The sequence below is a fragment of the uncultured Microbacterium sp. genome (genome assembly GCF_947488465.1).
Taxonomy (GTDB): Bacteria; Actinomycetota; Actinomycetes; order Actinomycetales; family Microbacteriaceae; genus Microbacterium.
On sequence record NZ_CANKZA010000004.1, the window covers coordinates 86826 to 98973 of the forward strand.

Sequence of the window (12148 nt, forward strand, 5' to 3'; positions counted from 1 at the left end):
GATGACCGACCCCACGATCCACGTGCCGCCGCGCCCGCCGCTTCCTCCGCAGTCGCCGAGCGAACCAACCGGCGCCAAGCGCCCCGCTTCGCTCGCGAGAAACCCCCGCACCTATCTCGCGATCTACCTCGCGATCTTGGCGGCGATCGCGTTCTGGCCCTCACCTGTCGACCAGGGCGCTGGCCCTCTCCTTCGGGCGATCACCCGCCTGATCCCCGCGCTCACGTACCCCCGCATCGAGTTCGCCGCGAACATCGCGCTCTTCATCCCCCTGGGCCTGCTGCTGACACTCATCTTCACCACGAAGCGCTGGCTGGTGATGCCGATTGCCTTCGTCGCGACGGTGACGATCGAGTGCGTGCAGGCTCTGGCGCTCGGCGCCCGCACGCCGAGCCTGCTCGACATCGTCGCGAATACCGCGGGAGCGTGCGTCGGCATCCTGCTCGCCGTTCTCGTCGAGACCCTCCGCGATAGCCGCACCACGCCACCGCCCGTGTCCCCCAAATGACCGACATGAGACCGTTTTCATCGAACCCGGTACTCTGAGTACGCCCTTCCCCCTCAAGAAACTTTCATGTCGTCACACGAAACTTCCCCGTTGCATGAGCCTGATACCGTCATGCCCGATGTTTCGGATGCAACGAATGATGACGCGATGAGCGTGGATGCCGGCACGCGCCCGGCGCAGGCACGACACGAGACGCCGACGACCGCGTCTGGCCGTATCATCCTTCCGCCCGCACACGACAACTGGCGCGCGCGTTACGCGCGCATCCTGCGGATCTCCGATCTGCTCGTCTTGATCTGGGTCGTCTACGGCACGCAGATCATCTGGTTTGGGCTGGGCCAAGTCGACGTGTCGGTGCGCGAAGACGCGCGCCTCAGCGACGTCTCCTACTGGGCGTTCTCCGGCGTTCTCGTGGTCGCGTGGATGCTCGCCCTCGCCCTCGCCGACTCCCGCAACGACCGGGTGATCGGCACCGGAACCGAAGAATACGTCCGGGTCACCCGGGCAAGCTTCAGCCTGTTCGGCGCGATCGCGATCATCGCTTTCTTGGTGCGCATCGATGTCGCGCGTGGGTACCTGCTGATGTCGCTGCCCGCCGGCATCATCCTGCTCGTCTTCACCCGCTGGCTCTGGCGGCAATGGCTCGTAGCTCAGCGCTCGATGGGTCGATATTCAGCGAAAGTGCTACTAGTCGGTTCTCGGCAGTCGGTCACCCAAATCGCACGGGATCTGCAGCGGACCCCCGACGCCGGGTACAAAGTCGTCGGCGCGTGTGTGCCAAATGGTGCCGTGGCCGACATGATCGAGGGAACGAACCTGCCGATCATGGGCAGCGTCGATGCGATCGACCGCGCATTGGCCGTCACGGGCGCCGACACAGTGGTCGTCACGAGCACCGACGACCTGCCGCCGAACAAGGTCAAAGAGATTTCCTGGGGGCTTGAGGCGGGTCGCCAGCATCTCGTTCTCGCCCCCAGCATCACCGACATCGCCGGCCCGCGTGTGCACAGTCGGCCGGTCTCCGGGCTTCCCCTCATTCATGTGGAAACACCGCGCTTCAGCTCGGGTCAACGTTTCCTCAAGCGCAGCGTAGATCTCTTGGGAGCCGCGGTTCTGGTCGTGGTGCTGTCACCCGTGCTGATCGCGGTGGCGCTGACAGTGAAGTTCACCAGTCCCGGTCCGATCCTCTACCGCCAGGAGCGGATCGGCCTCCACGGCAGTCCCTTCGGCATGCTGAAATTCCGCTCGATGCGCATCGGCGCCGACGCCGAGCTGAAGGCCCTGCTCGAGGCACAAGGCACCGACACCCAGCCGCTCTTCAAGATCAAGGACGATCCGCGCATCACGCCGATCGGCCGCTTCATCCGTAAGTACTCCCTTGATGAACTCCCACAGTTCTTCAACGTGCTCGGCGGCTCGATGAGCTTGGTCGGCCCGCGCCCTCAGATCGCAGACGAGGTCGCGCTGTATACGAATGCTGCACGCCGACGTCTGCTGGCACGACCCGGCATCACCGGATTGTGGCAAGTCAGCGGGCGATCTGAAACGGGCTGGGAGGAAGCGGTGAAGCTGGACCTCTACTATGTGGAGAATTGGTCTCTTGTCGGCGACTTGGCGATCTTGGCTAAGACAGGCAAGGCTGTTCTCGCACCCGGAAAGTCCGCGCACTAGTGGCCGGTCTCATTGTTCAAGAATGGATCGCACCAAATGGCGGGTCCGAGCAGGTCGCTCTAGAGATGTTGAGAGCCTTCCCGGATGCGTCTGTTCGCACTCTTTGGAATGACGACCCGACACGCTTTGAAGGCGTAAGGGAATCGTGGATGGCGCGGACTCCGCTCCGCAATTCGAAACTACTCGCGATGCCAGCGATGCCTGCGACTTGGAGACATCTGAGGGAGCCGTCAGAGGTCGATTGGATGCTAATAAGTTCGCATCTATTCGCTCACCACGCCCGACTGCGGGAGCAGCCCGGTTTGGCCAGGCTGGCATATGTCCACACGCCTGCCCGATACATTTGGGAACCCTCGGTCGACCGCAGAGGGGCATCACCACTTGCTCGAATGGCAGCGGCCGCGTTAAAGCCCTTCGACAGGGCACGCGCGCAAGAACTAACCAGTGTCGCGGCGAACAGCGACTATACGCGCGAGCGAATCGAGCGCGTGTGGGGAATTTCTGCTCGAGTTATTCATCCTCCGGTAGACGTGGAGCGTATACAAGGGACCGACGACTGGGCTCAGCAGGTCGCACCTACTGAGGCTGATGTGCTAGCAAAACTCCCGGAGGTCTTCGTTCTTGGCGCTTCGCGTTTCGTACCCTACAAGCGCCTCGAGGCGGTGATAGACGCGGGCGACGCGGCCGGACTGCCAGTGGTGATAGCCGGCGGGGGTGCGGACGAAGCTAACCTACGCGCACACGCCTCGCGAGCCAGCGTGCCCGTGACCTTCGTACTGAAACCGACCGACGAGATGCTTTTCGCCTTGTACCAGCGCGCGCTCGTACTCATTTTTCCTGCGATCGAAGACTTCGGTATCATGCCCGTTGAAGCTATGGCAGCAGGTACTCCCGTTGTCGTCAGCTCGCAAGGCGGCGCAGCAGAAAGCGCTCGTCTGCTCGCAGGCGGGGTTTCTGCGGACTGCGAGTCGCCTGGAGATTGGCGGCACGCGATCGATCTGGCATCGGCGATAGACGGCAAAAGCCTTGCCCGGAGAACACGACTTCTCTCACGGCAGAGCTTCAGGGCATCAATCGAGGGCTGGGTACGTGACTACGCTTGAAAAGGGGGATGCCTTGGAGCCTGTGCTAGTAGATGTGGGGTGGCGTGGCCCTCACGGCATCGGCAGATACTCCCACGAGATTCTTCAGCGGCTCAGCGTGCCTTGGACGGCACTATCGAATCCTGGGACGCCCGGTACTCCCCTAAACTTGCTCCTACCTCGGCAGACATCATCGCGTTCCTGGATCTATTCCCCTGGGTACAACGCAGGCCTTTCGAAGTCTCGACAAGCCGTTACCGTACACGACTTGATCCACCTCGAGAGCGCGAGCAAGAAGTACCAGGGCTATTACTCCGCGATCCTCAAACCGGCAATCAAAAAAGCAGGACTCGTATTTACTGTGTCTGAAACTTCACGAAATGCGATCCACGAATGGCTTGCCGACGACTCTGTCGAGGTGGTCGTGGCCACAAACGGGTGCAGTGATGAGTTCAGCCCTGCGCGAAGGCGAGATGCAGAGCAGGGGTACTTGCTATTTGTTGGCAACACGAAGCCTCACAAGAATCTGACAACACTACTCAAGGCGCTCGCGTTGTTGCGAGACGTCAAGCTCGTTGCTGTGACGCCGAACGTCGATCTGGTCAGACGTGCTGCAGCAGCCTTGGGTGTGAGCGATCGGGTGCGTGTGCTCAGCGATGTCGACGATCGGGACCTGGCAGAGCTTTACGCAAATGCTGGCGCCACTGTAGTCCCTTCGCTAATCGAGGGGTTTGGACTTCCTGCGCTTGAGAGCATCTGCTCGGGTACACCCGTCGTGTACTGGAGGGGTTGTGAAAGTGTCGCGGAAATCGTCGGCCGTATGGGTATCGCCTGCGATGCTGCTTCGTCCGCAGAGGAGTGGTCGGACGCGCTTAGCCGGGTACTCGCCAACCCTCCGAAGGTCGATCCAGTATTGGCGCGCTACACACATTCCTGGGATGCGTCTGCCCAGATTGTGTCGCAACGTCTAGCGGATCTTGCTCGATGAAGGAAGTTCAACAGAAGGTGCTCTTTGTGAGCCACACCGATGCATTCGGAACATTTCGCGTCGGCAGCCATCACCTCTCGTCAGCACTGGCGCGCAATGGTTTGAACGTCGTCCATCTCTCAACACCGCTGTCCGTTGCGCACCGCATTGCTGGTCGCGCGAATGAAGCGAGGGCAGTAGCAGCAAAGCGATCACCGATTCACGCGCCCGAAGGGGTTACGCACATCATCCCGACGACTGTGCTGCCAGCAGGCATCGGGCTTCGCCTACCCTTCGAGCGCTGGCTTTCGGCTGATTTTACGCCCGCCGATTTCGTCCTGATTGACCAACCGTTACTTTGGGATCGAAGCCTTCGCAAACTGGGGCGCCGTATCATTTATCGGCCAACCGACACTTATCCCCACGGAGTGAAAGCGAAGCGCCAACGACAGATCCTCAGCGAGGCTGACGGCGTAGTGGCAACGTCTGGAGAGGTGTTGCGCGGACTCGGTGGTCTCAGCGTTCCCCAGCTCGTACTCGAGAACGGCGTCGAGTACGAGCGACACATCGTCACCGCGGGCCAAAGCAGGACAGCTGTTTACGTCGGCGCATTCGACGAGCGCCTAGATTTCGATGCGCTGCGCCAACTTGCCACCGACTTCCACGATTGGACATTCATCGTTGCAGGCGAGGGCACCGTTCAACCTCCGATACTCCCGACCAACGTGATACTCCCCGGTCCAGTGCCGTACGCAGCACTGCCAGCATTGCTTCAAGAGTGCTCCGTCGGCCTGATCCCATTGTCGAATCACCCCAGCAACGCGGGGCGAAGCCCAATGAAATTGTACGAGTACCTAGCGACGGGACTGCGTGTCGTGAGTCGAGAGACACCTGGGATTAGGTCAGACCCTGGCCGCGGTATCTACACCTACCGCGAGCGCGCTGGCCTGAGTGAAGCTTTTGAGACCGCCGCGGCGAATCCTGGGTGCAATATTGCGGGCCGGGAACTCGCCCGAGGGTACTCGTGGCGGTCGCGAGCAGCGGAACTCGAGAGCTTTATGCGGAGTCTGCTATGAAGATCGATGAACCTCCGACGCAAAGGGTGGCAATCGTCGCCACTACCGAGTACCACGGCGGTGCTGAGATCTACATCCAGCGGCTAAAGCAGCAGCTTGAAGAAAAGGGGTACGCGGTCACCCTCTTCGGTGACTTAGTAGGCTTCGACGGCGAGTCACGCTCGATCGGCGCTGGCCCAAAATGGGGACTTCGCACGTTGACGGTAGGCCTGCTTTCGCTGCCCCAGGAACGCGGCCGATTGCTTTCGGCCTTAAACTCCGACCAACCATTTGCGGCTTTTAGCCTCCATTTCAAGCGCGAGCAGATTGCATACACACGTCTACTTACTAAGAGGGCGCGCACAGTTTGGGTCGAACACGGTACATTCCCCAGCGGACTGTTCGGCATTATCATTCGTCCTCTATATTGGCTCGCATCGAGAAAAGTGTCAGAAATCGTTTGCGTGTCAGAGCTCGTCGCCCGAAGCATCGCGCAGCGAGCATCTAGATCAACCCCGATCAGCGTGATCGAGTCTGCTGTAGCGCGACCAAACCCGTCTGACCGTGAAGCGACGAGGGCCAAATACGGTGTGACCACCGACGCTCGATTGTGCGTCTTTGTCGGGCGTCTTACTGCTCGCAAGCGGCCACAGCTCGCCATCGAAGCGGCACTCGCCGCGTCAGCGGTGATCCTTGTCGCGGGGGACGGCCCGGAAAGAGCCCGACTTGAGTCGCTCTATAGAAACAACCCCGATGTTCACCTGATCGGACAAACCGACGACGTTTCATCTCTCCTGTCTGCCGCGGATTACCACCTTTGGACATCGGATGGTGTGGGCGAAGGATTCCCAACCGTTCTTCTCGAAGCTAGTTGGCATTCAGTACCGACCGTTGCCGCATCAGACTCCGGGTTTGCAACGATGGTCAAGTCAGCAGGTGGCGTCGTTACGGAGCCCGACGCCGAAGCGATGGCCGTCGCCATCCTCGATGACAGCGAACATGGAGCATCGGGAGCATCCGCGCTCGCTTGGGCCAAGCAACACACACTTTCCGATTGGTCTACGGCACACACCATTTCGCTAGGGTTGCCCATCGGGGAGGGGAAAACGGATGGCTATGCCTAAAACCGACGACTTATCGATCCTCTTGGTTGAGTTGGGCGGTCGCGGCGGGGTCTACCAGCACACCCTCGCCGTAGCAGAATTGATCTTTAGCGGCGACTGCAGTGTCACGTTGCTTACGGTCTCCCAGCCAGAGATCGCAGCCCCGCGAGGAATTCACGTCAAGGTCGGCGTCGTTTCGAGCCGCGGCCCGCGGGCGTGGCGCGCGATTCGTCTCTTGGCTAACCTATCTTTCCGCGTTCTTCCAGCGCTCCTCCGTAGCGGACAAGTGATTTGGATTCAAGGAACCTATAAGCCCAAAATTACCTGGCTCATGGCCGCCATCGCACGGCGACGCGGGAACGAGGTGCTTTTCAGCCCGCACAACCTATTTGCACGCTACGGAGGTGCACGCGCCCAACGACATATTGAGAATGCGTGCCGCGCTGCAAGCACGGTGGTCGTGTACAACGAGCCCGACACACGGTTTCTCGATCAGCGAGGCATCGAGTGGCGGGAGCTTCCGCTAGTTCAGTATGCTCCTGTCCCCGACGAAGCCGTCATGGATTATTGGCGCCGTTTCGCTCGGGATCAAACCGTGCAGGTCTGTGCAATCGGTCAGATCCGAGCGGACAAAAACTACTCCTTGCTAATCAAGGCGTGCGCAGATGCCGGACTAGGCCTTCTCATCGCCGGCGAAAGTGTGGGAGAAGAGGCCTCCAAGCTCCGCGGCGAGATTGTCAAGGGCCAGAATGTTCACATCATAGATAGCTACATAGATCTCGACACGCTCGTTGCGATCGCGTGCTGTGTTGGAACCGTCGCGCTACCGTACGAGGTCGCATCACAATCTGGTGTGGCTGCGCTTCTCGCACGTTACGGTCTCCAGATCGTCGTGGCAGACATCGGGGGACTGGCAGCGCAAGGCACGCGTGTGGTTGGAGCTCAGACCGCGGCAGCCTGGGGCCAAGCGCTTGTCGAGAGCGCACGCCTAGCGGTCCGCACTAGGAATGAGCCCCTTCCGACCGATGCCCACACCTACGAGACCTACAACGCACTGATTCTAGAGAGCTGGGCCCGCCTGTGACCTACGCGAAGCGTAGGCCTAGCCTGTCGGATCGACCGTTAGTCATCGCCATCTGCATCGCTGTGACGTTCGTCGCGATCGCACGCTCGGCCCTAGTGCCGGAATCCATTGCCTTCATAACACCCATCGCCGCGACGGGCATCCTGATCACTGTCGCTTCGCCCAGGTTGGCATCACTCCGCGTTCACGCAGATTCACTTCCACTCGTTGCGATGGGAGTACTCCTCGCCTTAAGTACCGGCGCGGCAGGAGATACCGCAGACTTTGTGAAGGCATCCGGGATTGCACTGCTTTGGGCGACAGTTTTCCTTCTCGCATCCAACCTCAGCCCGGTTGCGAGAGATCAAGTCCTGCGGTTCCTGGTGATCATTGGGTTGCTGCAGGTAGTAGTTATGGTGTTCGAGAGCGTCGTCCCGCTTGCGATCGTGCGTGACCAGATTGCGGCGACCACCGACTCCCCCTACATCATTCGGCCAAATCTGATTCTGGGCGACTGGACGAATCGGGCTCAAGGCACGTTGGGGTATCCGATCGCAGCTGGCAATTACATGGCACTGTGCTTTGCACTATGTCTATCGTGGCTGAAGGTGGGCCCACGTTCTCGCGTGATCTTGCTTACTTCCTTCGGCTTGGCCATCGTGCTGACCGGCACCCGGACCGCTTTGATCGCAATCGCGGTCGCCAGCGTGGTTGCCCTGTGGAACTCGACGAAGCTCGGCTTCGGAGGAAGGTTCGCCGCAACCGTCGCGGGCTGCGCGGCGTTGTGGGCGGTGGACGCTTTTATCGGGGCCGCTGCTGAGGCTGATGATTTTTCGCTGACTCACAGATGGTCGGTGGCGGCAGGATTCTTCGCGCTCCTGAATCGCCCTCTAAACATTGTTTTGTTCGGGAGTGGGCTGAACTCGCACGCCAGTGTGTTCGAGCAGGGCTATCTCGAGACTTCCGCGACAGGAGCGCTAGACAATGCGTTTATCATGACGTTCGTGACCTCGGGTCTCCTCTCGCTCCTCGCGCTCGTCGGGCTCATGATCTACACCTTTTACTGGTCTCCGGGGGTCTTGCGCCCAGCCTTCGCTACCTTCGTCGTCTTTTTCTTCTCTTACGATGCGCTTTGGTGGCACTTCACCGCGGTTCTCTTCTGGACTTTTGTGGGCGTAGCTTCGGGGCATCGTCGTCGTCCCAGCAACGCGCCTACTGAAGAGTCCCACCGATTCGGGGAAGTCAACGCCTCAGGCGCTTAGCTTCAGCAGACAAGGCAAGCAGATCTAGTCGAATCCCACGAAACACGACCGTAGACGCAGCGCCGGCGACCCAGAACACAGCGACCAGGCCAATTTCCGCTAGGTCGGTGAGCGCTAGAGATTGCATCAACTCGCGCCCTATAAAGGAGGCCAACATCCCCCCCGCGGCGAAAGCAACTGCGCGTCCCGCCGGTTGCAGCAGAGCCCGAGCAGTGAGCACCGGCCTTGGCAGCGCGATGACGTAGCCGGTCGCCGTGATAATGACCTGCCCCACGGCGATCGCCATCGCCACGGGCCCCATGCCGAAAGGCGCGAACACAATCACGAGAACGATCATTACGATACGTCCAGCAGATTCGGTAGCCAGCAACCTACCGGTCGTTCCTTCCGCCAGCATGATCCAGTAGAGAACGTAGCCAATCGTTTGCGCGATGCTTGCGATCGCGAGAATGCGAAGCGGTTCGACGGCTCCAGTCCAGCCGGGCCCCAGCACCACACCGATCACAAGATCCGGCGCCACGATTACAAATGAAAGTGGCGCGGTCAAGAAATAGCAGAGTGTCGTCTGCGCAACCCTCACCGCCTCGCGGTACCCCGCGACATCCCCCCGCAGTCTTGCGAGGCGAGGAAGCATTACTCGCGTCAATGGGCTAGCTAGCTGTTGAACGGGCATCCGTGCGATCAAGGTGGCGCGATTGTAGGCACCAAGGTCAGCTGCATCTTGAGTACGTCCGATTAGAACCTGATCAATGTTCGTGCTGACGTAATTGAGAATCTGCACGAAGAGCGTGTCCCGTCCGAAAGTTAGGTGGGTGCGAATATTGCCGGAACGGGACGGCATCCCAGGCAACCATCGTGATCGAATCATGACCAACGCGAGACCAACCAAAGAAACAGTTACCGGCATGAGCGCGAGCGCCCAGAACGAATCCGACGATGCGACCGCGACCGCGACCGCGACAAGCAATCCCGCGAGCTGGCTGACTACATCCACCACAGCTAGATCGCTATAGCGATCAGCGCGGTTTAGTACAGCACGAAACTGGACAGCCACGCCGTTCAAGAGCAACGACGACGACATCACGATGACAATAATCTCGACGTCATCTTCTGAGTAGAACCCAGCGATCAGCGGGCTGATCGCGCACATCAACACGAATAGAGCGGCGCCAACCGTTACATTCACCCAGAAGAGATTCGAGTGTTGTTCCCCAGATACGTCACGGTCCCTCACGGCTGCCATTGAAAGACCGAAGTCTGAAAGCACCATCGCAAAGCCTACGAAGGCCGATGCCATCGCCACCAACCCGAAGGCCTCCGGAGCGACCAGCCGAGAGAGGATTGCGACGGCGCCGATCTGAAGGATGTACTTCCCCCACTGTCCCGCTAGCGTGACAGCAACGGCGCGATGCCCTTGGGACAACGGGACTCCGTCCGTTTGCTGATGGGCCTGAGGCCCTCCCGAGTTTCAATCACCTCGCCCGAAACTCCCACTCTACCGGTGGAGCAGCGACGGAAATGACTGAGCTGCAAAGATCGCGACGACGAGCACCCCAGTCGAGAGATGGACGAAGCGAACGAGATGATGAGAGCGGCATGCCATGTGAATCGTCGTTCGCGATGTATCTAACACGTTGGCTACTGTCGGTTATCGTCGCTCACGCATCTATTAGTTACTACCCTCGCGCTGGTCTGTGCATGTTGAGTGTGCCTGGAGCATCGAGAGGTGGAACGTGATCGATGCGAGCGTGCGCCCCGGATAGGCTCAGATCATGCGTCTTTCCGTCATCGGCTGTGGGTATCTCGGGGCCGTGCACGCGGCGGCGATGGCTTCGATCGGCCATGAGGTCGTCGGCATCGACGTCGACCCCCGCAAGATCGACGCCCTCTCTCGCGGTGAGGCGCCCTTCTTCGAGCCCGGGCTACCCGAGATCCTCTCGGCCGGCGTCGCGTCGGGGCGCCTGCGGTTCACGACCGACATCGCCGAGGCACTGGGAGCGAAGGTCCACTTCATCGGAGTCGGCACGCCGCAGCAGAAAGACGGATACGCCGCCGATCTGACCTACGTCAACGCGGCCGTCGACGCCCTCCTGCCCTATCTTTCGCCGGGTGACATCGTCGCCGGCAAATCGACTGTTCCGGTCGGCACGGCCGCCTCTCTCACTCCGCGCATCGACGCAGCGGGCGCCACCCTCGTCTGGAACCCTGAGTTCCTCCGCGAAGGCTGGGCCGTGCAAGACACCATCGACCCCGACCGGCTCGTCGTCGGCGGCTCTGCCGACGCGGCCGACGTTCTGCGCGAGGTCTACCACCCCGCCGTCGCCAAGGGCACACCCTTCCTCGTCACCGACCTCGCGACGGCAGAGCTCGTCAAGGTCGCCGCGAACGCGTTTCTCGCGACCAAGATCAGCTTCATCAACGCCATGGCCGAGATCGCCGAGGTCACCGGCGCCGACGTCACCCAGCTCGCCGAAGCCATCGGACACGACGACCGCATCGGTCGCAAGTTCCTCGGCGCCGGCATCGGCTTCGGGGGTGGGTGCCTGCCCAAGGACATCCGCGCCTTCTCGGCCCGGGCCGAAGAACTCGGCCGCGGCGAATCGGTCGCCTTCCTCCGCGAAGTCGACGAGATCAATCTGCGTCGCCGCGAACGCGCCGTGCAGCTGGTCATCGAAGGCCTCGGCGGGCAGGTGTTCGAGAAGAAGATCACTGTGCTCGGGGCCGCGTTCAAGCCGTACAGCGACGACATTCGCGACTCCCCCGCCCTCGACGTCGCGGTGCGACTGCACGGGCTCGGAGCACGCGTCGTCGTGACCGACCCCGAAGCCATCGCGAACGCGCAGCGCGTGCACCCGCAGCTCACCTACGTCGCCGACCGCGACGAGGCGATCGCCGATGCAGACGCGATCATCCTGGTCACCGAGTGGGATGAGTACCGGCGTGAGCTCGCCCCGGAGCACGCCTCGACCCTGACCCACGGTCGCGTCGTGATCGATGGGCGCAATGGCCTCGACCCCGCGGCCTGGCGTGCGGCCGGCTGGACGTATCTGGGCATGGGTCGCCCGTAACGCACAACGCGCATCTGACGTCGACTGCCTCAGTACGCTCGTCATGAGGCTGAGCACGCCTCGCCGGCAGATCGGGGACACCGTGGGTGAGCAGAAGCGCCGGCGCGCCACGATCGTCGACGTCGCCGCCGACGCGGGCACCTCCGATGCCACGAGGCCGGGCAATCGACGTGCTGCAACAGGCCGGGCGCCGCGTGCCGACCGGCGTCGGCGTCGTCGAGTTCGACGACTCGCTGGGCGACGCGCGTCACGCCCCAGCTGTCGACCGTGCACCAAGGCTCCGAGCCCACCGGCGAGCGCACGACCATCACACTGTTGCGCCTGATCTCGGGTGACGTCGGCATCGCCGCAAGGATCGCGGTCGGACCG

Annotated in this window: 10 protein-coding genes; 9 read left to right on the top strand and 1 reads right to left on the bottom strand. The window is 61.3% G+C overall.

Annotated elements, in window-relative coordinates:
* The first annotated feature begins 1 nt into the window (after position 1).
* The 8 genes from Q0653_RS09945 to Q0653_RS09980 all read left to right on the top strand — a co-directional run bounded on the left by Q0653_RS09945 (position 2) and on the right by Q0653_RS09980 (position 8711).
* Positions 2 to 508: a VanZ family protein gene (locus tag Q0653_RS09945; protein WP_298944457.1), complete on the top strand. Its 507-nt coding sequence runs from the start codon at positions 2 to 4 to the stop codon at positions 506 to 508.
* Positions 509 to 655: 147 nt separating this feature from the next.
* Entirely contained in the window at positions 656 to 2179 is a 1524-nt protein-coding gene (locus Q0653_RS09950; protein ID WP_298944458.1) for a sugar transferase, read from the top strand.
* Positions 2179 to 3282, top strand: coding sequence for a glycosyltransferase (locus Q0653_RS09955; protein WP_298944459.1), 1104 nt, complete (start codon positions 2179 to 2181; stop codon positions 3280 to 3282). The genes Q0653_RS09950 and Q0653_RS09955 overlap by 1 nt, the downstream gene beginning before the upstream one ends.
* Before the next feature lie 247 nt (positions 3283 to 3529).
* Positions 3530 to 4249, top strand: coding sequence for a glycosyltransferase (locus tag Q0653_RS09960; protein WP_298944460.1), 720 nt, complete (start codon positions 3530 to 3532; stop codon positions 4247 to 4249).
* A complete protein-coding gene (locus Q0653_RS09965) occupies positions 4246 to 5304 on the top strand; it encodes a glycosyltransferase (protein WP_298944461.1) in 1059 nt (352 codons plus the stop codon). The genes Q0653_RS09960 and Q0653_RS09965 overlap by 4 nt, the downstream gene beginning before the upstream one ends.
* Complete coding sequence (locus Q0653_RS09970) at positions 5301 to 6407, top strand: glycosyltransferase family 4 protein (protein WP_298944462.1); 1107 nt, start codon at positions 5301 to 5303, stop codon at positions 6405 to 6407. Before Q0653_RS09965 ends, Q0653_RS09970 begins: the two co-directional genes overlap by 4 nt.
* A gap of 310 nt (positions 6408 to 6717) precedes the next feature.
* Positions 6718 to 7470: a hypothetical protein gene (locus Q0653_RS09975; protein ID WP_298944463.1), complete on the top strand. Its 753-nt coding sequence runs from the start codon at positions 6718 to 6720 to the stop codon at positions 7468 to 7470.
* A 212-nt stretch (positions 7471 to 7682) separates the two neighbouring features.
* Positions 7683 to 8711, top strand: a complete 1029-nt coding sequence (locus tag Q0653_RS09980) for a hypothetical protein (RefSeq protein ID WP_298944464.1) — start codon at positions 7683 to 7685, stop codon at positions 8709 to 8711.
* On the opposite strand, the gene Q0653_RS09985 is transcribed toward Q0653_RS09980, so the two are convergent.
* On the bottom strand, positions 8692 to 10134 hold the full coding sequence (locus tag Q0653_RS09985; RefSeq protein ID WP_298944465.1) for a lipopolysaccharide biosynthesis protein: 1443 nt from the start codon (positions 10132 to 10134) through the stop codon (positions 8692 to 8694). The genes Q0653_RS09980 and Q0653_RS09985 overlap by 20 nt on opposite strands.
* Before the next feature lie 349 nt (positions 10135 to 10483).
* Here Q0653_RS09985 and Q0653_RS09990 point away from each other — a divergent pair, with 349 nt between their 5' ends.
* Positions 10484 to 11779, top strand: coding sequence for a UDP-glucose/GDP-mannose dehydrogenase family protein (locus Q0653_RS09990; protein ID WP_298944466.1), 1296 nt, complete (start codon positions 10484 to 10486; stop codon positions 11777 to 11779).
* Positions 11780 to 12148 lie beyond the last annotated feature (369 nt).

Excerpts from the sequence above, each read along its gene's own strand:
- Q0653_RS09945 (WP_298944457.1), top strand. The coding sequence starts at position 2 with ATGACCGACCCCACGATCCACGTGCCGCCGCGCCCGCCGCTTCCTCCG.
- Q0653_RS09980 (WP_298944464.1), top strand. The coding sequence starts at position 7,683 with ATGGGAGTACTCCTCGCCTTAAGTACCGGCGCGGCAGGAGATACCGCA.
- Q0653_RS09990 (WP_298944466.1), top strand. The coding sequence starts at position 10,484 with ATGCGTCTTTCCGTCATCGGCTGTGGGTATCTCGGGGCCGTGCACGCG.
- Q0653_RS09950 (WP_298944458.1), top strand. The coding sequence starts at position 656 with ATGAGCGTGGATGCCGGCACGCGCCCGGCGCAGGCACGACACGAGACG.
- Q0653_RS09975 (WP_298944463.1), top strand. The coding sequence starts at position 6,718 with ATGGCCGCCATCGCACGGCGACGCGGGAACGAGGTGCTTTTCAGCCCG.
- Q0653_RS09965 (WP_298944461.1), top strand. The coding sequence starts at position 4,246 with ATGAAGGAAGTTCAACAGAAGGTGCTCTTTGTGAGCCACACCGATGCA.
- Q0653_RS09970 (WP_298944462.1), top strand. The coding sequence starts at position 5,301 with ATGAAGATCGATGAACCTCCGACGCAAAGGGTGGCAATCGTCGCCACT.